This is a genomic window from Bacillus pacificus (assembly GCF_020861345.1).
Classification (GTDB): Bacteria; Bacillota; Bacilli; order Bacillales; family Bacillaceae_G; genus Bacillus_A; species Bacillus_A pacificus.
Genome location: NZ_CP086328.1, coordinates 807,938 through 826,846 on the forward strand (window position 1 = coordinate 807,938; position 18,909 = coordinate 826,846).

Below are 18,909 nucleotides of genomic sequence, written 5' to 3' on the forward strand. Positions count from 1 at the left end.
TTCTTATTGAACGATATTTTGTACTCTGCCGACTTGCCCGTCCTGCAAGCGCACTTTAATGCCATGCGGATGAGAAGGGGAGTTCGTTAAAATATCTTTTACAATGCCACGTGTTAATTTGCCAGTTCGTTGATTTTGTTTTAATACAATATCAACTTCAAGGCCGGGTACGATATTAGAACGTTTTTGTCCGTTCATTTATACACCTGTACGTCTACGTTGGTTGTTTGTTTTCTTTGTTTGTTGGTTTTGTAGTTTTTTTGTTTCTTGGCTTTGGTTTTTTGTATTTTGACCATTACCGTTACCTTGCTTTTTCTTTGCAAGTTGTTCACGCATTAAATCAGCTAAGCTTACTTTTTTGTTTTCTGACATGATAAGTCTCCTTTATATAAAGTTAATTATGAACTATCGTAGTAAATTTCATCATATCATTGTTATGGAAGGAAGGGAAGTTGGTTTGAAAATTCATATAATTGTTTCCAGTCTGTAGTAGTTACGATACAATTAAAATGTTAATGTTTGTAAAAAAGGGGATAGATATATGTCACATCATATTTTATTAGTGGAAGATGATATTTCAATTCAAGAGATGGTGCAGAAGTATTTAATAAAAGAGGGCTTTCAAGTTACAATCGCGTCTGATGGAGAGGAAGGCGTGAACACATATTTACAAGGTTCATTTGATTTGATTATCCTCGACATTATGATGCCAAAGTTAGATGGCTTAGAGGTTGTACGAATCATTCGAGAAAAAAGTGCAGTACCGATTTTAATGATGTCGGCAAAAGATACAGATGTTGATAAAGCTGTTGGATTAGGACTAGGAGCAGATGATTACATTTGTAAGCCATTTTCTATGATTGAATTGGCGGCGCGTGTAAAAGCGGGTATTCGGAGGTCTACGAAATATTCAGCTACAGAAACAACAGAAAAGATGATTCAAATTGGCGATTTAACAATCGATCCAATTAATTTTACTGTGGAAAAAAACGGGAAGCCTCTCAAACTTACTTTAAAAGAATTTGAGATTTTAAAACTGTTTGTAAAGAATCAAAATCGTGTATTTATGAAAGCACAAATATATACGCTAATTTGGAACGAAGAGTATTACGGTGACGATAACGTTATTAATGTTCATATGAGAAGATTGCGTGAGAAAATCGAAAGTGATCCATCTAATCCAGAATACATTAAAACGTTATGGGGTATCGGTTATAAGCTGGACGTGATGTAATATGGTCAATTTGTTAATAGGTATTATTTTTATATTGTTATGTGTCATTTATCTACAATATAAAATGAGGAAAAATAATAGCAAAAATTTGCGATACACATATGAAAAATTAGAAAGTATTGTTAATGAAAAAACAGGCGAGAAGTTACTCGTTATGACAGATGATCTAGAATTGCAAAAGTTGTTAGTGGCAATTAATCAATTGTTAGATGCGAAACAGAAAACGAATGCAGATCATGCGAAAGTAGAAATTTCGATGAGAAAAATGCTTTCAAATATTTCACATGACTTGAAAACACCACTAACAGTTATTCTTGGATATACAGAAATGTTAAATAAGGATAAAACGATAAATGAAGAAGAACAACAAATATTACTTGAAAAGGTGCATGTGAAAACATTAGAAGTAATGGAACTGATTCATAAGTTTTTTGATTTAGCAAAACTAGAATCTGGTGACAAGGCAATCGAGATGACAAAAGTAAATATGAATGAAGTTTGCCGTGAGAAAATTTTATCTTTTTATGATTTAGTGACGACGAAAGGTTTTCATGTTCATATTAATATACCAGAAAAAAATATATATGCACTTGGAAATGTAGAAGTATTAGGTAGAGTATTGAATAATTTAATATCAAATGCAATTACATATGGAGATGATGGAAAGACGCTCGGTATGACGTTAAGAGATGATGAAACGAATGTGTATATAGATGTATGGGATACAGGAAAAGGAATTGATGAATCTCATATTGATAAAGTGTTTGAGCGTATGTACACACTTGAAGATTCCAGAAATAGATTGTACCAAGGAAGCGGTCTAGGTTTAACGATTACGAAAAGGCTTGTAGAAGCGATGGACGGAGAAATACATCTTTTTAGTAAGCCGTATGAAAAAACAATTTTTACAATTGTATTAACAAAGATGCAGTTTTAGCTTGTAGAGAAGTAGATTCTACAAGCTTTTTTTCAGCGTAAGGAATTTGTAAGGAACGGGTAAGAAAAAAGAGATTTCCGTTGTCTATTATAGAAGTATAAAGTAGTGCGAAAGGAGAAAACGACATGACATATATATTAAAAACGAATCAGTTAACGAAAGTGTTTAAGGGGAAAGAAGTTATTTCTAGCGTTAACATGCATGTGAAAAAAGGAGAGATATACGGTTTCTTAGGACCGAATGGTGCTGGTAAAACAACGATTATGAAAATGATCACAAATTTAATAAAACCGACGAGCGGTGATATTGAAATTTTCGGTGAGAAGTTAACGGATACATCTTATGAAGTATTAAAGCGCATGGGGACAATTATCGAATATCCAATCTTTTATGATAAATTAACGGCGAAAGAAAACTTAGAATTACATTGTGAATATATGGGCTATTACGATAAAAACGCAATTGACCATGCTTTACATTTAGTAAAATTGCAAGGGATCGATAATAAAAAAGTAAAAGATTTTTCATTAGGGATGAAGCAACGACTTGGTATTGCAAGGGCGATCATGACAAAGCCAGAATTACTCATTTTAGATGAGCCAATTAACGGTTTAGATCCAATTGGTATTAAAGAGTTACGAGACTTATTTAAAATGCTCTGCAAAGAATATGGCATTACGTTATTAGTTTCTAGTCATATTTTAGGTGAGATGGAACTAATGGCGGATACAATTGGTGTAATTCAAAAAGGAAAACTAATAAAAGAAGTTTCAATGCAGAGTATTAACGGAAAACAAACAGAGTACATTGAAATTACTGTTCCTGATGTGAAGCGTGCAGCTTATATTTTAGAAGATAAACTCGGTATAAAAAATTACAAAATAATGAGTGGAAATATGATTCGCGTGTATGAATTGAAGGCGACGCAGCAGGCTATTTCAAAAGCACTTATTATGAACGATGTGGAAATAGAAAGTATGAATAAGAAACATAGTTCCTTAGAAGAGTATTTCTTAAATGTAATGGATGGAGAGGGCATTCATGCTTAATGGATTGTTAGTGAATCTAGTGAGTGGATTAATCGTAATGTTTATAAGTGCAATTTTATATTATAGAAAACCTGAGCGGAAATGGTTGTTAATTATAATAGTGATAGGAATGATGAGCGTAGTTACTGCTGGAATTAGAATGTTAGTAGCATAGAGATAGTTATGTCAGTAATGGAGGCTTGGTTTATATGTTTAAATTGATGAAACTTGAATGGAAGAAACATAAATTATCTAGTTATTTTAAAGGGGTAGCAATTTGTATTATAGCAATTTTTGCTTCGGTAAGTCTTATGGGGATGGGAGTGAAAGGTGAAGTAGACGCAGCCCTCACTGATTTCACAAAATATATGACTTTAGCAAACATTTTTATAAGAATGACATTTCTTATTTTTAGTGCAGTCATTTTATCGCGTTTAGTAATTGATGAATATAAGAACAAAACAATGCAACTATTGTTTATGTACCCATTACAAAGGAAATTGCTAATGAGGGCGAAATTAACAATTGTTTTTAGTTTTTGTTTTATCAGCATGATTATTGCTACGTTCACTATTAGTTTGCTCATATTTTTTATGAACCCAATGATGGGGTTAATTGAAACACCTATTACGATGGGTGAAATAATAGCTACTGTTCCAGCTACCTTTATAAGTGCATTTATGATATCTGGTATAAGCTTAATTCCTTTATTTTTTGGGATGAGAAAGAAATCTACACCGACAACAATTACTTCTGCAGTAATAATTGGGATGCTAATGAACAGTAACGTAGGTCCTGGAAGCGGTCAAGTAAGTATGTATGATTTTATATTTATCCCAATTGTACTCTGTTTATTAGGAATTTTTATTAGTTATTTATCGTATCGTAAAATCGACAAGATCGATGTAGCATAAAACAATAACGAACTGGGGTATGAATAGTGAAAAAAATAATAGTAATTGCAATATTATTCATTACAATTGCTAGTGCGTTTTTTTGTTTTAAAGTATTTCAGGGGAAAGATTTTAAGAAAGAAAAGTCTTTTGAGATAAATAATATAAAAGAAATAGAAGTGGACAATGAAAACTGGGATATTGAATTTAAAAGTACAGAAGCTAACAAAATAGTCATTTCGGCTCAAGGTAAACGTTTAGATAAAGAGGTAGATCCTGTCGAAATAGAACAGGCAGGGAATAAAGTTATAGTTAAGCAAAAACAAAAGGCGACCAGATTTTTTAATGGTTTCACGTTTAGGAAGAAAAATAGTATATGTATAGCTATTCCGAAGAAAGAAATAGATAAAATTGTATTAAATAATAAATCGGGTGATGTGAAAATAAGCGATATAGTAGTAAAAAGTATCGTGACAAAAAGCAAGTCTGGAGATGAAATGGTTGTAGGACTATCAGCTGAGAAAGGTGAATTCATATCGCAAAGTGGAGAGTTAGCTGTAAAAGATAGTTCAGTACAAGAATTAAATATAAAGTCTACGACTGGTGATAACTATATAACAAATGTAAGTAACTCAAATATGAACATCACTTCAACATCGGGAGAAGTATTACTGAAGGATATGAAAGAAGGAAAATCGTTATTTGTAGAAACAAAATCAGGAGATATTGGCGTACGGTATAAAGGTGTTCCGACTTCTTTAAAACTTACGGCTAAAAGTAATTCGTCTGACGTAATGGTGAATGTAAAAGGACTTAAGAAAGATAAAAATACAGAACATGTAAAAGCAGGAACCATTGGTGATGCGAAAAACGAAATGAAGATTTTAAGTAAAACAGGAGCGATTTATATCGATTAAATTTCAAATGAAAGGAGGACTATTATGCTACGTCTTATGAAGCTAGAAATGAAGAAGTTTAAGCTTGGATGGTATGTAAGGGGAGCGATTATTGCAAATATCGCTATACTGACATTACTGATCTTTACGAGCATCGTTTCTCAAATAGAAGGCGATCCAGAAATAAGAGATCCACAGATGGTTTTGTTAATGGCTAGTACATTAGTAAGAGCAACGTTTATTATTTTTGGTAGTGTGTTAATCGCAAGGTTAATAATTGGTGAATATAAAAACAAAACAATACTACTTATGTTTTCTTATCCAATTAACCGAAAGAAAATGATGGTTAGTAAGTTGATTATTACAGCAACATTAACATTTATAACAGTTATTTTATCTAATATTTTAGTAGTAGGAGTTTTCTTTTGGATAGATAGCTATTTTTCAATTCTTCCTCATTCATTCACAGTAGATCAATTGATGCAAGAAGGGATAAACCTTGTTCCTTTAGCCGTTGCAACTGCGGGAATAAGTTTAATCCCACTATATTTCGGAATGCGTAAACGTTCAGTGCCAACTACAATTGTTTCATCAATTATCGTTGTATCAATTGCAATTAATAACACCCCAATGTTTTCAACGGCAACTTTTCTTCCCCTTCAACTAGCATTGGCAGCAATTGGAGTTGCCATTGCATATTACGGAATTAAAAATATAGAGAAGGAAGATATAACTGTATGATAAGAATACGTAAAATAGTTTCACATGAAACAAGTTACAGAAAAAGACAAGATGTGTAAACACCTTGTCTTTTTCTGTAGTTACATTTTAGGAGCTTCCATTCCAGCTGTAGCCCATTCTTCTTTTGCAGGACCATATACGCCAGGAACTGTTAAGCCAGCCTGGCGCATTAAAACTGTCATTTGTCCGCGGTGGTGATTTTGATGATTAATGAGTGTCATTAAAAATATAGAATTTGGCATAGGGCGGCCAAAGAAGTCATTAATAGTAGTTAAGTCTTTATCCGTCCATTCGCTTTGAAGTGCTTCAACAAAAGCTGTATTCACTTTACGATATCCATCTGCAATTGTTTTTGCTGAAGTTGGTACGGGATAATCTTTCGTTTCTCCTTCAAACTTTAGCCCTGTGCCAGATAGTATAACAGGAATTGCCGTCACGATATGCCAAGCGACTCTTCCTAACGTCCAGTGCCCAGGTGCGATTTCTTGTGACAAAGATTCATCTGTTAGTACATCGAGCATTTTTTGAGTAGACTCAGTCTCGTATGTCCATGATTGCAAGAAGCCTTCAATTGTTTGGTACATAGTTATCCCTCCTAGTTATGTTCATAGGTTACATTCGTGAAAAAAAGATAGTTTCCTTTTGGCCTATAAGAACAAATAAAAAAGAAGACTCCTAACATAATCTGTACCCTTTGTAAAGGACATTTTAAAAAAAGTTAGGCGGCATCAAGAAGATGGTTTCTGTATTCGACAGGAGTCATCTTCTTTAAATTCCACTGATATCTGTGCTGATTATAGTATTTCATATAGTCTTTAATTTCTTGTTTTAACTGTGTGAAAGATGTACAAGTTTTGATGTGTGCTTCATCTTTAAAGTGCCCGAAAAAAGATTCTTGTGGGGCATTATCCCAACAGTTTCCTCGCCTTGACATAGATTGTCCCAGCTTTAATTTTTTGACTAATTTTTGATAGGTAGGACTTGTGTAATGAGCACCTTGATCAGAATGAATATAGGCATCTTGCGTTAATCGTACCTTCTTATTCTTCTTTAGTTTGTGCAGCGTCGTCGTTGCGATATCTAAGGTAAGTCGTTCTGAAACATGATACGCCAAAACTTCATTCGTAGACCCGTCTAGAATAGTAGATAAATATCCTTTTTGATTCTTACCATAAAACAGGTATGTGATATCTGTAAGAAGTACCTTTCCCGGTACACCTTGCCTAAATTCGCGTTTTAATCGATTGGGTACCACGAAGTGTTCTTTCGTCGCTTTCAACATTTTTTTATAGGGATTTTCTCTACGAATAGGACAGATTATCCCATATTTTTTCATGATTCTACGGATGCGTTTCAAATTGTAGACAACTTGAAATTGACCCGCCAATGTCATTTTGATCTGACGAGCCCCCTTTTTTCGGTTTTTAAATCGAAATGCCTTTAATATAATCTCTTTCACTATTTCATCTTGATGTATTCTTTTCTCTCGCCGACTTTGAGAAATGGCTAAAAAATAATTATAGTATCCAGAACGTGAAACGCCTGCGACCTGACACAAATATCTCACCATATTTTTCAGGCGGTATTTTTCAATGATAGAACGAATTAATAGGTACTTTTGACTAGCGTGTAACGTTATTTCTTTCCCATCCTCCCTTCCATAAATTTGATCTTTTTTAACAGTTCATTTTCAGCTTTTAATAAGTTTCGTTCCGCTTCCAAACGTGCATATTTCTCCTCTAATGTAAGTTCTCTTTCTGACTTTCTTCCTGAGTTTTCCTTACGTGTGTCTCTTAAGCCCCATACACCGTTTTGCTTATAGGACGTACGCCATCTATTTCCTGATGACACAATACGTTGTAGACCGATGATATCTATATCAAAACCACATTCTTCAAAAATAATACGAGGTGGTTTACCCTGTTCATTTTCCTTAATAAAAATACGCTTGAATTCATCGGTATAGGTAATTCCTTTTTGGCTTACCGATTTTACGTATCGATTTTTTGATAATATTTGAATTTCCTTTTCTGTAAGCAATTTTTTCGTCATTTTGAAATTTCTCCGATTCTCATTTTTCTCTCATTATACAAGAAATACCCTATAGAATAGACTTTTTTTAAGTGTCTATTCTATAGGGTACAGTTTAAACAAGAAGCCTCTTTTTTATTAACTTTCTTCCCACTCTCCCTCATCAACTATAAGAAATAAGGTGCTCCAAGTACGAGAACACCAAGTGGTTTTATTAAGAAAAAGAATTTCGTTTGAGTAAGAAGGCAAAAGTACAAGCAAAAGGGGTAAAAATCGCATGTAATAATTATTAGAATGTACGGAGTAAAGTTATTCTGGGGTATTTGATAGGTGTTTTTTTATTTGTTGCTTATACTTAAAAGATTGAATTTGAAGGAGGGGATCAACATGTCTTCATGGCGCAATAATATAAATGGGTATTGTGAGTGTAATAATCAAAATGGTGTACATGTTGATTCGTGTTGTTTTAGTTGCGATGGGACAGTGCCTAAGCTAGGTCCAACTGGTCCGACGGGAGCAACGGGTCCAACGGGAGCGACAGGTCCAACGGGAGCAACGGGTCCAACGGGAGCGACAGGTCCAACGGGAGTGACAGGAATAACGGGAGCAACAGGTCCAACCGGAGTGACAGGAATAACGGGAGCGACAGGAATAACGGGAGCAACGGGAGCGACAGGTCCAACGGGAGCAACGGGTCCAACGGGAGCGACAGGTCCAACGGGAGCGACAGGAATAACGGGAGCAACAGGTCCAACGGGAGTGACAGGAATAACGGGAGCAACGGGTCCAACGGGAGCGACAGGAATAACGGGAGCAACGGGTCCAACGGGAGCGACAGGAATAACGGGAGCAACAGGTCCAACCGGAGTGACAGGAATAACGGGAGCAACAGGAGTAACGGGAGCAACAGGTCCAACGGGAGCGACAGGAATAACGGGAGCAGCGGGTCCAACCGGAGCAACAGGTTCAACGGGAGCAACAGGTCCGACCGGAGCGACAGGAATAACGGGAGCAACGGGTCCAACGGGAGCAACAGGTCCGACCGGAGCGACAGGAATAACGGGAGCAACGGGTCCAACGGGAGCGACAGGAATAACGGGAGCAACGGGTCCAACCGGAGTGACAGGAATAACGGGTCCAACGGGAGCGACAGGAATAACGGGAGCAACAGGTTCAACAGGAGCGACGGGAGTAACAGGAATAACAGGAGCAACGGGTCCGACCGGAGCGACAGGAATAACGGGAGCAACAGGTCCGACCGGAGCGACAGGAATAACAGGAGCAACGGGTCCAACGGGAGCAACAGGTCCAACCGGAGCGACGGGAGTAACCGGAGCAACAGGTCCAACCGGAGCGACAGGAATAACGGGAGCAACAGGTTCAACAGGAGCGACGGGAGTAACAGGTTCAACGGGTCCAACCGGAGTGACAGGAATAACGGGTCCAACGGGAGCGACAGGAATAACGGGAGCAACGGGTCCAACGGGTCCAACGGGTCCAACGGGTCCAACGGGAGCGACGGGTTCAACAGGTTCAACCGGCCCAACGGGAATAACAGGTACAAGTATCACGGCGACGTATGCATTTGCAAATAATACGTCGGGTTCAGCGATATCGGTACTTCTTGGTGGAACGAATGTCCCGCTTCCAAATAATCAAAACATCGGTCCAGGAATTACTGTTTCTGGTGGAAATACAGTATTTACGGTTGCAAATGCTGGGAATTATTATATTTCATATACGATTAATATAACGGCTTCATTATTAGTCAGTTCTCGTATTACAATTAATGGAGCACCACTTGCTGGAACGATCAATTCTCCTGCGTTAGCAACTACATCATTTAGCGCAACAATTATTACAACTCTTGCAGCAGGAGATGCCATTAGTTTGCAACTATTTGGTTTGTTAGCTGTTGCAACATTATCAACAACTACACCAGGAGCTGTGTTAACGATAATAAGATTAAGCTAAATAATAACTCTCTTATTTTTTTAGATTAGGAGAGTTTATACATATAATAAGAAGTTAATGAAGTAAAGCATAGTTATATAAAAGTCAGAATATTATGATTGTAACGTTATGGTGACTATAATATAATGAAAACAACCTCATGAATGAACATTCATTTATTTTTATGTATTTGAAGGGGGAATGAAGGTGGAAAAACCATGGTTGAAAAATTATCCAGAGGAAATTCCAAGTACAATTTCTTATGATATTCAGCCGCTTCATAAATATGTAGAACAGATGGCTTCTCGCTACCCAGAAAAGAAAGCGCTTCACTTTTTGGGGAAGGATATTACATTTTCAGACTTTCATGATAAGGTGAAGAGATTTGCAAATTATCTTCAAAAGCTCGGTGTGGAAAAGGGTGATCGAGTTGCTATTATGTTGCCGAACTGTCCGCAAGCTGTAATTGGTTATTACGGTACATTACTTGCAGGAGGTATCGTAGTACAAACAAATCCACTATATACAGAAAGAGAATTAGAATATCAGCTTCATGACTCGGGAGCAAAAGTCATTCTTTGCCTCGATTTAGTATTTCCAAGAGTGACGAATGTTCAATCTGCTACAAAATTTGAGCATATTATCGTAACGCGTATTGCGGACTTTTTACCCTTCCCTAAAAATCTATTGTATCCATTTGTGCAGAAAAAACAGTCGAATTTAGTTGTGAAAGTATCAGAGAGTGAAACGATTCATCTTTGGAACTCAGTAGAAAAAGAAGTGAATACGGATGTTGAAGTGCCTTGTGATCCTGAAAATGATTTAGCTCTTTTACAGTACACAGGAGGAACAACTGGATTTCCGAAGGGTGTTATGTTAACGCATAAAAACCTCGTTTCTAACACTTTGATGGGAGTTCAATGGTTATATAATTGCAAAGAAGGAGAAGAAGTCGTTCTTGGGGTTCTTCCATTTTTCCACGTGTACGGCATGACGGCTGTCATGAATTTAAGTATTATGCAAGGATACAAAATGGTTCTTATTCCAAAATTTGATATGAAAATGGTTTTTGAAGCGATTAAGAAGCATAAAGTGACATTATTTCCAGGGGCACCAACTATTTATATCGCTCTTTTAAATAGCCCGCTTTTAAAAGAATACGATATATCTTCTATTCGTGCTTGTATTAGTGGATCAGCACCACTGCCAGTAGAAGTACAGGAAAAGTTCGAAACAGTTACAGGGGGCAAACTAGTAGAGGGATATGGTTTAACAGAATCATCTCCCGTTACACATAGTAATTTTTTATGGGAAAAGCGAGTGCCAGGTAGCATTGGAGTTCCGTGGCCAGATACAGAAGCAATGATTATGTCGCTTGAAACTGGTGAGGCATTACCACCGGGAGAAATCGGTGAAATTGTAGTAAAAGGTCCTCAAATTATGAAAGGATATTGGAATAAGCCAGAAGAAACAGCAGCTGTACTGCAAGATGGATGGCTCCATACAGGCGATGTTGGCTATATGGATGAAGATGGCTTTTTCTATGTGAAAGATCGTAAGAAAGATATGATTGTTGCGAGTGGATTTAATGTGTATCCTCGTGAAGTAGAAGAAGTATTATATGAGCATGAAAAAGTGCAAGAAGTAGTGACGATTGGAGTTCCCGATCCATACCGAGGAGAGACAGTTAAAGCGTTTGTTGTGTTAAAAGAAGGTACAGAGTGTTCTGAGGAAGAATTAAATCAGTTTGCTCGTAAATATTTAGCGGCCTATAAAGTGCCGAAAGTATATGAGTTTAGAGGTGAACTGCCGAAAACGACAGTCGGAAAAATTTTACGCCGTGTCCTAATTGATGAAGAGAAAAGAAAGAATGAGGATGAGCAAACGGGCTAAGGCCCTTTCTTTTTGAAAAAATAGGATTGACACTTTTCTAAATAGTCAGTATTATAAGAATATGAATGACTATTCATTCAGTCATCTTCTTGAAGGGGACAGTAAAGTGAAGAAAAATAGACCGAAATACAATCAAATTATTGATGCGGCAGTCATTGTGATTGCGGAGAATGGGTACCATCAAGCGCAAGTTTCTAAAATAGCAAAGCAAGCTGGGGTAGCGGATGGCACGATTTATTTATATTTTAAAAATAAAGAAGATATATTAATATCCTTATTCCAAGAGAAGATGGGAGAATTTGTCGAAACAATTCGTCAAAAAACAGCAGGAATTGAAAGCGCTGTATCGAAGTTATTCATGTTGGTAGAAACGCACTTCTTGCTGTTGTCACAAAATGATCCTCTTGCTATCGTTACGCAATTAGAGCTAAGACAGTCCAATCAAGAATTACGCCTAAAAATAAATGAAGTATTAAAAGGCTACTTACAAGTTATGGATGAGATTTTAGAGACAGGTATAAAGCAAGGTGAATTTCGAGCGGATTTAAATGTTCGCGTGGCAAGACAAATGATCTTTGGAACAGTAGATGAAGTTGTGACCAATTGGGTAATGAGCGATCATAAGTATGATCTGGTCGCACTTTCAAAAACGGTACATGGGCTACTTATTGCAGCTTGTGGTTATCGTCAATAATGGGAGGGATCATGTTGAAATTCCTATCTGTAAGAGTTGAAGATCATATCGCGGTGGCTACGTTAAATCATGCGCCAGCTAACGCGATGTCTTCACAAGTTATGCATGACGTTACTGAATTAATTGATCAAGTGGAGAAGGATGATAACATTCGTGTTGTTGTTATTCACGGTGAAGGGCGTTTCTTCTCGGCGGGAGCAGATATTAAAGAATTTACATCTGTTACTGAAGCGAAGCAAGCGACTGAATTAGCGCAGCTTGGACAAGTTACGTTTGAGCGCGTTGAAAAATGTTCAAAACCAGTTATCGCGGCAATTCATGGAGCGGCACTTGGCGGCGGCCTTGAGTTTGCTATGTCTTGCCACATGCGCTTTGCAACTGAAAGTGCAAAACTTGGTTTACCTGAATTAACACTTGGATTAATTCCTGGATTTGCAGGTACACAGCGATTACCACGTTATGTTGGGAAAGCGAAAGCTTGTGAAATGATGTTAACAAGTACACCGATTACTGGTGCAGAAGCATTAAAATGGGGACTAGTTAACGGAGTTTTTGCTGAAGAAACATTTTTAGATGATACGCTTAAAGTTGCAAAACAGATTGCTGGAAAAAGCCCAGCGACGACTCGTGCTGTACTAGAGTTATTGCAAACGACGAAATCGTCTCATTATTATGAAGGTGTACAACGCGAAGCTCAAATCTTTGGTGAAGTATTTACGAGTGAAGATGGAAGAGAAGGTGTAGCAGCGTTTTTAGAAAAACGTAAGCCTTCATTTAGCGGCAGGTAGTTTAATTATTTTTTTAATATAAATTAACAGAAAATTAGAATTGATAGAATCTTTCTGAAAAACAAGGGGGTAAATGGAATGAACATCTACGTACTCATGAAACGAACATTTGATACAGAAGAAAAAATCGTAATTAAAAACGGTGCAATTTACGATGGCGAAGCGGAATTCATCATCAACCCTTACGATGAATATGCAATTGAAGAAGCAATTCAAGTAAGAGACGCACAAGGTGGAGAAGTTACTGTCGTAACAGTTGGTGGCGAAGATAGCGAGAAAGAACTTCGTACGGCGTTAGCGATGGGCTGCGATAAAGCGGTATTAATTAATATTGAAGATGATGTAGAAAATGGTGACCAGTTCACGACTGCAAAAGTGCTTGCTGAATATTTAAAAGATAAAGATGCAGATTTAATTTTAGGCGGAAACGTTGCAATTGATGGTGCATCTGGACAAGTTGGCCCGCGTGTAGCTGAAGCGTTAAATATTCCGTATGTAACGACAATTACAAAACTTGCAATTGACGGTAAAAACGTGAAGATTGAGCGTGATGTTGAAGGCGATACAGAAGTGATTGAAACTTCATTGCCAGTATTAGTAACAGCACAACAAGGTTTAAATGAACCACGTTATCCATCGCTTCCAGGTATTATGAAAGCGAAGAAAAAGCCACTAGAAGAATTAGAATTAGATGATTTAGATTTAGAAGAAGATGATGTGGAAGCAAAGACAAAAACAATTGAAATCTATTTGCCTCCTAAGAAAGATGCAGGAAAAGTGTTACAAGGCGAGCTGCAAGATCAAGTAAAAGAACTTGTATCGTTGCTCCATACAGAAGCGAAAGTAATCTAATAAAATACGAAATTATATATGCAGGAGGGAAAATCTATGGCTCGTAAAGTATTAGTAATGGGTGAAGTTCGTGATGGATCGCTACGTAACGTTTCATTTGAAGCGGTAGCAGCAGCAAAAACAATTGCAGAAGGCGGTGAAGTAGTAGGTCTTCTAGTTGGAGACAGCGTTGCCTCTTTTGCAAATGAGTTGATTCATTACGGTGCAGATCGCGTTGTGACAGTTGAAAATGATAAATTAAAATCATATACATCTGATGGGTATGCACAAGCATTTTTAGCTGTATATGCTGAAGAAAATCCAGAAGGTATTGTATTTGGACATACAGCACTTGGTAAAGATTTATCACCAAAATTAGCAGCGAAGCTTGAAGCTGGTCTAGTTTCTGACGTAACTGCTTTAGAAGTTGAAGGTGGAAATGTTATCTTTACTCGTCCAATTTACTCTGGTAAAGCGTTTGAGAAGAAGATTGTAACAGACGGCATCTTATTTGCGACAGTGCGTCCAAATAACATCGCAACGCTTGAAAAAGATGAGTCTCGCAGTGGTGACGTGTCTTCTATTACAGTAGATGTGAAAGACTTACGTACAATCATTCAAGATGTCGTCCGTAAGACGGCAGAGGGCGTTGATCTTTCTGAAGCAAAAGTTATTATCGCTGGCGGACGCGGTGTGAAGAGTGAAGAAGGATTCAAGCCATTAAAAGAGTTAGCTGACGTATTAGGCGGCGCTGTTGGAGCATCTCGTGGTGCTTGTGACGCTGAGTATTGCGATTACTCATTACAAATTGGTCAAACTGGTAAAGTTGTTACACCAGACCTGTACATTGCATGTGGTATTTCTGGTGCGATTCAGCATTTAGCTGGTATGTCTAACTCAAAAATAATCGTTGCGATTAATAAAGATCCAGAAGCAAGTATTTTCAAAGTAGCTGACTACGGTATTGTTGGCGATCTATTTGAAGTTGTACCTCTTTTAACAGAAGAGTTTAAAAAGTTAAAAGTACATTCATGATTTGAGTACCCTTGAGTTCCAAGTGAAGTACCCCTATATATAGAAAAAGGTGAGAGATCCCCTGTCTCTCATCTTTTTAGTATGTAATCCGTATTTTTATATAGTATAAAGGAACACTTTTTTGTTACAATACATAACGATACATATTATTCGCCACGTATATAAGTTAATGATATACTCTTGGTAGAATATACTTGAAGGAGGAAATAAAATGGCAATTGTAAACGCAAATGACCAAAGCTTCGCAGCTGAAACTAGCGAAGGTGTTGTATTATTAGATTTCTGGGCACCTTGGTGTGGACCTTGTAAAATGATCGCTCCTGTATTAGAGGAAATTGATGCAGAACTAGGCGAAAAAGTAAAAGTAGTAAAAGTAGACGTGGATGAAAATCAAGAAACTGCTCGTCAATTCGAAGTAATGAGCATTCCAGCTCTTTTCGTATTAAAAGACGGTAAAGTAGTTGATCAAGCGTTAGGTTACAAACCGAAAGAAGCGTTAGTGGAATTAGTTTCTAAACACTTCTAAAATAAAAGGGCTACCATTTGGTAGCTTTTTTTATTTTCCTTTTTTACACCTTTCCGTTACAATAAAAGAACGTATGTTGGGTGTTTTGGCATAGTATGTTTTCATGTGAAAATAAAAATGCTAAGCATGTAGAAATGGAGGGTAACGAGTGCACGAACATTTAAAAGAGAAATTGGCTATTTTACCAGATCAACCTGGTTGTTATTTAATGAAAGATAAGCAAGGAACGGTTATATATGTCGGAAAGGCAAAAGTGCTTAAAAATCGTGTGCGCTCGTACTTTACTGGTTCGCATGACGGGAAAACACTTCGGCTAGTAGGAGAAATTGTAGATTTTGAATATATTGTAACCTCCTCAAATCTAGAGGCTCTCATTTTAGAGTTGAACTTAATAAAAAAGCATGATCCAAAATATAACATTCAATTAAAAGATGATAAAACATATCCTTTTATTAAAATTACAGCTGAGAAACAACCACGATTACTTATTACGAGAAATGTAAAAAAGGATAAGGGAAAGTATTTTGGCCCTTATCCGAATGCACAATCAGCTCATGAAACGAAAAAACTGCTAGATCGTATGTATCCGCTTCGTAAGTGCTCAAATATGCCCGATAAAGTTTGTTTATATTATCATATGGGTCAATGTTTAGCGCCTTGTGTGAAAGAAGTGACGGAAGAACAAAACAAAGAAATTGTAGATGAAATTATTAAGTTTTTAAATGGTGGGCATAAAGAAGTTCGTTCAGAATTAGAAACAAAAATGTATGAAGCTTCAGAGAAACTAGAGTTTGAACGTGCAAAAGAGTTACGTGATCAAATCGCTCATATCGATGCGATTATGGAAAAACAAAAGATGATTATGAGTGATTTAGTGGATCGTGATGTGTTTGGGTATGCAGTTGATAAAGGGTGGATGTGTGTTCAAGTTTTCTTCGTTCGAAAAGGAAAGCTAATCGAACGTGATGTTTCTATGTTTCCAATCTACGACGAACCAGAAGAGGGATTCTTAACGTTTATCGGTCAATTTTATGAAAACAGCAGTCATTTTAAGCCGAAGGAAATCGTCGTTCCAGGAAGTATCGATTCAGAATTAGTAGAACGCTTTTTAGAAGTGGAAGCGACACAACCGAAACGCGGTAAGAAAAAAGATCTTGTAGAACTGGCAAATAAAAATGCGAAGATTGCTCTTGAAGAGAAATTCTATTTAATTGAGCGCGATGAAGAGCGAACGATTAAAGCTGTAGAGAATTTAGGGAAGCAGCTCGGAATTGAAACGCCTCATCGTATTGAAGCGTTTGATAACTCAAATATTCAAGGCACAAATCCTGTTTCTGCAATGATTGCTTTTATTGATGGGAAACCAGCTAAGAAAGAATACAGGAAATATAAAATTAAAACGGTTCAAGGGCCAGATGATTATGAGTCTATGAGAGAAGTTGTGAGACGCCGTTATACAAGGGCACTGAAAGAGAACTTACCTTTACCAGATTTAATCATTATTGATGGCGGAAAAGGCCATCTGGCGGCTGCAAGTGATATTCTAGAAAATGAGCTCGGTTTATATATTCCGATGGCAGGTCTTGTGAAAGATGACAAACATAAAACATCCCATTTAATTATTGGGGATCCACCTGAACCTGTGATGCTTGAGAGAAATAGCCAAGAATTTTATTTATTGCAGCGCATTCAAGATGAGGTGCATCGATTTGCAATTACATTCCATCGTCAATTACATGGGAAATCTGTCATTCAATCGGCACTCGATGATATTCCTGGAATTGGAGATAAACGAAAAAAGATATTGTTAAAACATTTCGGATCGCTAAAAAAGATGAAAGAGGCTTCTGTAACAGAATTTGTCGAAGCGGGTATGCCGAAAAATGTCGCAGAGACGATTTATACTTATTTAGCGGATAAGAAGACGTTGTAGTTTACAACGTCTTCTATTTTTTGGTATAATTTCTGAAGATTTAAAATAAATTCAAATGAATGAAAATGCAAAAAGTCAACTAAACTGATATGTCTAGTTGACTGCGGGTAATGCTACACTTCAATGAGATCTTTTATATCCCATTTTACAAGAAATGTAATAGAGTCTGAACGTTTTTTCTTTTCTTCGTAGGACTCTGCAACGACGTTTCGTTGCTTTTGAATTTGTTCAGCGATGAACCCAGCTTCTAATTGATAAGAAGAATGTCTTTTTTGTTTTTGACGTTCAGCGATGAGTGTGCCTTTAAGTTGGAACTGCATTTCACGACGCTTATGTTCAATAATGCTTAAAGTGCCCCAGCCAGCTTTTTCAAAGAACTGAATGACTTCTTCAATTGTGTCTAGTGGATATTTTCTTGCAAGGTTTCTACCGGACCAGTATAAAATACCATCTAGATCGTTACCGATTAAATCAGGTAGTAATTCTTCACGTAGCAATTCGTAAGCGAAGGCGTTCAATGAAACATCTTCTAAAGATGTTGTATCGATTGTATTTTTACTCACAATATTCCCCTCTTTCTATAGGGATTATTATATAACATTTCTCATTTATAAAAACAGATTTTTCTTTGGGAAAATCTGAATATATAAGAAGAAAAAAAGAATTGGCAAATTATATGCAAATTATGTATACGTTTTCTTGACGCTTCGACAAAAATAGGAGTAAAATGAACTTGGTATCAAATTATGCTGAAATATTTCGAATAATTTTTTCAGTTTTTCTTATGCCAATAGTGAAAAAACATTATTGCCATAAACTAATCTGAAAACAGCAGTCAATCATTCAAGGGGGGTAATGGGGACATGAAAGGCCGCGAGTATACGTTTCGTAAGTGGCACTCATTAATGGGGGTCATCCCGGTTGGTGTCTTTTTGACGCAACATTTAATTGTAAACAACTTTGCAACACGAGGAGCAGAGGCTTTTAACAAAGCTGCAGGCTTTATGGAGCTCCTTCCATTCCGGTATGCGCTAGAAATTTTCATTATCTTTTTACCAATACTGTACCATGCTATATATGGCTTATATATTGCATTTACAGCTAAGAACAATGCGGTTTCTTACGGTTATTTCCGTAACTGGATGTTCGTCTTCCAAAGAATTTCAGGTATCGTTACACTGATTTTCATTTCTTGGCACGTCTGGGAAACTCGTATTCAAGCAGCGTTAGGTAAAGAGGTAAACTATGATATGATGGCAGATATTTTAAACAATCCAGCTATGTTTGCATTCTACTTAGTTGGTGTTGTTTCAACAATTTTCCACTTTGCAAATGGACTATGGACATTCTGCATCAGCTGGGGAATTACAGTATCTCCACGTTCACAAAGAATCTCTACTTATGTAACATTAGCTATTTTCTTAGGTCTATCTTATGTAGGTGTGAGTGCATTATTAGCGTTCATCGATCCACAGCTAGCAAACCAGTAAGGAGTG

21 protein-coding genes are annotated in these 18,909 nt (G+C 36.9%); 16 read left to right on the forward strand and 5 right to left on the reverse strand.

What is annotated here, in order from left to right; genetic code table 11:
* Nucleotides 1-3 precede the first annotated feature (3 nt).
* Both LMD38_RS04220 and LMD38_RS04225 read right to left on the reverse strand, forming a co-directional pair.
* Nucleotides 4-198 (reverse strand): YwbE family protein, encoded by a 195-nt coding sequence (locus LMD38_RS04220; protein ID WP_001014318.1) that lies wholly within the window; start codon nt 196-198, stop codon nt 4-6.
* A complete protein-coding gene (locus tag LMD38_RS04225) occupies nt 199-372 on the reverse strand; it encodes a hypothetical protein (protein WP_001293581.1) in 174 nt (57 codons plus the stop codon).
* A gap of 169 nt (nt 373-541) precedes the next feature.
* Between LMD38_RS04225 and LMD38_RS04230 the strand changes: the two genes are divergently transcribed.
* The 7 genes from LMD38_RS04230 to LMD38_RS04260 all read left to right on the forward strand — a co-directional run bounded on the left by LMD38_RS04230 (nt 542) and on the right by LMD38_RS04260 (nt 5,729).
* Nucleotides 542-1,234 carry a response regulator transcription factor gene (locus LMD38_RS04230; RefSeq protein WP_228920185.1) on the forward strand — a complete coding sequence of 231 codons (693 nt, stop codon included), beginning with the start codon at nt 542-544 and terminating at the stop codon, nt 1,232-1,234.
* Between the two features lies 1 nt (nt 1,235).
* Nucleotides 1,236-2,171 carry a HAMP domain-containing histidine kinase gene (locus tag LMD38_RS04235; RefSeq protein ID WP_014893492.1) on the forward strand — a complete coding sequence of 312 codons (936 nt, stop codon included), beginning with the start codon at nt 1,236-1,238 and terminating at the stop codon, nt 2,169-2,171.
* A 125-nt stretch (nt 2,172-2,296) separates the two neighbouring features.
* The gene (locus LMD38_RS04240; RefSeq protein ID WP_062822702.1) at nt 2,297-3,220 is read left to right on the forward strand and encodes an ABC transporter ATP-binding protein; all 924 of its coding nucleotides are present in this window, start codon (nt 2,297-2,299) and stop codon (nt 3,218-3,220) included.
* Nucleotides 3,213-3,374: a hypothetical protein gene (locus LMD38_RS04245; protein WP_000931764.1), complete on the forward strand. Its 162-nt coding sequence runs from the start codon at nt 3,213-3,215 to the stop codon at nt 3,372-3,374. The genes LMD38_RS04240 and LMD38_RS04245 overlap by 8 nt, the downstream gene beginning before the upstream one ends.
* A gap of 34 nt (nt 3,375-3,408) precedes the next feature.
* The gene (locus LMD38_RS04250; RefSeq protein WP_061183305.1) at nt 3,409-4,113 is read left to right on the forward strand and encodes an ABC transporter permease; all 705 of its coding nucleotides are present in this window, start codon (nt 3,409-3,411) and stop codon (nt 4,111-4,113) included.
* A gap of 26 nt (nt 4,114-4,139) precedes the next feature.
* Nucleotides 4,140-5,009, forward strand: coding sequence for a DUF4097 family beta strand repeat-containing protein (locus tag LMD38_RS04255; protein WP_000720985.1), 870 nt, complete (start codon nt 4,140-4,142; stop codon nt 5,007-5,009).
* A gap of 24 nt (nt 5,010-5,033) precedes the next feature.
* Nucleotides 5,034-5,729 carry an ABC transporter permease gene (locus LMD38_RS04260; RefSeq protein WP_016718625.1) on the forward strand — a complete coding sequence of 232 codons (696 nt, stop codon included), beginning with the start codon at nt 5,034-5,036 and terminating at the stop codon, nt 5,727-5,729.
* 80 nt (nt 5,730-5,809) lie between these two features.
* Here LMD38_RS04260 and LMD38_RS04265 read toward each other — a convergent pair whose 3' ends face one another.
* Nucleotides 5,810-6,313: a DinB family protein gene (locus LMD38_RS04265; protein WP_000284989.1), complete on the reverse strand. Its 504-nt coding sequence runs from the start codon at nt 6,311-6,313 to the stop codon at nt 5,810-5,812.
* 134 nt (nt 6,314-6,447) lie between these two features.
* Nucleotides 6,448-7,781 (reverse strand): IS3 family transposase gene (locus LMD38_RS04270; RefSeq protein ID WP_085966774.1). Its coding sequence is split into 2 segments (ribosomal slippage): nt 6,448-7,394 and nt 7,394-7,781, totalling 1,335 coding nucleotides; the frame shifts between segments, so codons are not numbered across the junction.
* Between the two features lie 366 nt (nt 7,782-8,147).
* Here LMD38_RS04270 and LMD38_RS04275 point away from each other — a divergent pair.
* From LMD38_RS04275 to uvrC, 8 genes are all read left to right on the forward strand, one after another.
* A complete protein-coding gene (locus LMD38_RS04275) occupies nt 8,148-9,734 on the forward strand; it encodes a BclA C-terminal domain-containing protein (RefSeq protein WP_228920186.1) in 1,587 nt (528 codons plus the stop codon).
* Nucleotides 9,735-9,920: 186 nt separating this feature from the next.
* On the forward strand, nt 9,921-11,606 hold the full coding sequence (locus tag LMD38_RS04280; RefSeq protein ID WP_062822087.1) for a long-chain-fatty-acid--CoA ligase: 1,686 nt from the start codon (nt 9,921-9,923) through the stop codon (nt 11,604-11,606).
* A 106-nt stretch (nt 11,607-11,712) separates the two neighbouring features.
* Entirely contained in the window at nt 11,713-12,300 is a 588-nt protein-coding gene (locus tag LMD38_RS04285; protein WP_000742224.1) for a fatty acid metabolism transcriptional regulator FadR, read from the forward strand.
* 11 nt (nt 12,301-12,311) lie between these two features.
* Nucleotides 12,312-13,088 carry an enoyl-CoA hydratase gene (locus LMD38_RS04290; protein ID WP_000911295.1) on the forward strand — a complete coding sequence of 259 codons (777 nt, stop codon included), beginning with the start codon at nt 12,312-12,314 and terminating at the stop codon, nt 13,086-13,088.
* A gap of 78 nt (nt 13,089-13,166) precedes the next feature.
* Nucleotides 13,167-13,940 carry an electron transfer flavoprotein subunit beta gene (gene etfB / locus LMD38_RS04295; RefSeq protein ID WP_001029026.1) on the forward strand — a complete coding sequence of 258 codons (774 nt, stop codon included), beginning with the start codon at nt 13,167-13,169 and terminating at the stop codon, nt 13,938-13,940.
* Between the two features lie 36 nt (nt 13,941-13,976).
* A complete protein-coding gene (etfA, locus tag LMD38_RS04300; protein ID WP_000101965.1) occupies nt 13,977-14,954 on the forward strand; it encodes an electron transfer flavoprotein subunit alpha in 978 nt (325 codons plus the stop codon).
* A gap of 211 nt (nt 14,955-15,165) precedes the next feature.
* Nucleotides 15,166-15,480 carry a thioredoxin gene (gene trxA, locus LMD38_RS04305; protein WP_001018943.1) on the forward strand — a complete coding sequence of 105 codons (315 nt, stop codon included), beginning with the start codon at nt 15,166-15,168 and terminating at the stop codon, nt 15,478-15,480.
* A 148-nt stretch (nt 15,481-15,628) separates the two neighbouring features.
* Nucleotides 15,629-17,413, forward strand: a complete 1,785-nt coding sequence (gene uvrC / locus LMD38_RS04310) for an excinuclease ABC subunit C (protein WP_016718621.1) — start codon at nt 15,629-15,631, stop codon at nt 17,411-17,413.
* A 113-nt stretch (nt 17,414-17,526) separates the two neighbouring features.
* On the opposite strand, the gene LMD38_RS04315 is transcribed toward uvrC, so the two are convergent.
* Nucleotides 17,527-17,976 (reverse strand): YslB family protein, encoded by a 450-nt coding sequence (locus LMD38_RS04315; protein WP_000042220.1) that lies wholly within the window; start codon nt 17,974-17,976, stop codon nt 17,527-17,529.
* A 300-nt stretch (nt 17,977-18,276) separates the two neighbouring features.
* Between LMD38_RS04315 and sdhC the strand changes: the two genes are divergently transcribed.
* Nucleotides 18,277-18,903, forward strand: a complete 627-nt coding sequence (gene sdhC, locus LMD38_RS04320; protein ID WP_000678352.1) for a succinate dehydrogenase cytochrome B558 — start codon at nt 18,277-18,279, stop codon at nt 18,901-18,903.
* The last annotated feature ends 6 nt before the right edge of the window (nt 18,904-18,909 follow it).

Bases quoted from the DNA above. Each gene is read 5' to 3' on its own strand.
- sdhC (WP_000678352.1), top strand. From the start codon at position 18,277: ATGAAAGGCCGCGAGTATACGTTTCGTAAGTGGCACTCATTAATGGGG.
- LMD38_RS04230 (WP_228920185.1), top strand. From the start codon at position 542: ATGTCACATCATATTTTATTAGTGGAAGATGATATTTCAATTCAAGAG.
- trxA (WP_001018943.1), top strand. From the start codon at position 15,166: ATGGCAATTGTAAACGCAAATGACCAAAGCTTCGCAGCTGAAACTAGC.
- etfB (WP_001029026.1), top strand. From the start codon at position 13,167: ATGAACATCTACGTACTCATGAAACGAACATTTGATACAGAAGAAAAA.
- LMD38_RS04235 (WP_014893492.1), top strand. From the start codon at position 1,236: ATGGTCAATTTGTTAATAGGTATTATTTTTATATTGTTATGTGTCATT.
- LMD38_RS04260 (WP_016718625.1), top strand. From the start codon at position 5,034: ATGCTACGTCTTATGAAGCTAGAAATGAAGAAGTTTAAGCTTGGATGG.
- LMD38_RS04225 (WP_001293581.1), bottom strand. From the start codon at position 372: ATGTCAGAAAACAAAAAAGTAAGCTTAGCTGATTTAATGCGTGAACAA.
- LMD38_RS04240 (WP_062822702.1), top strand. From the start codon at position 2,297: ATGACATATATATTAAAAACGAATCAGTTAACGAAAGTGTTTAAGGGG.
- LMD38_RS04290 (WP_000911295.1), top strand. From the start codon at position 12,312: ATGTTGAAATTCCTATCTGTAAGAGTTGAAGATCATATCGCGGTGGCT.
- LMD38_RS04275 (WP_228920186.1), top strand. From the start codon at position 8,148: ATGTCTTCATGGCGCAATAATATAAATGGGTATTGTGAGTGTAATAAT.
- LMD38_RS04250 (WP_061183305.1), top strand. From the start codon at position 3,409: ATGTTTAAATTGATGAAACTTGAATGGAAGAAACATAAATTATCTAGT.
- LMD38_RS04220 (WP_001014318.1), bottom strand. From the start codon at position 198: ATGAACGGACAAAAACGTTCTAATATCGTACCCGGCCTTGAAGTTGAT.
- LMD38_RS04245 (WP_000931764.1), top strand. From the start codon at position 3,213: ATGCTTAATGGATTGTTAGTGAATCTAGTGAGTGGATTAATCGTAATG.
- etfA (WP_000101965.1), top strand. From the start codon at position 13,977: ATGGCTCGTAAAGTATTAGTAATGGGTGAAGTTCGTGATGGATCGCTA.
- LMD38_RS04265 (WP_000284989.1), bottom strand. From the start codon at position 6,313: ATGTACCAAACAATTGAAGGCTTCTTGCAATCATGGACATACGAGACT.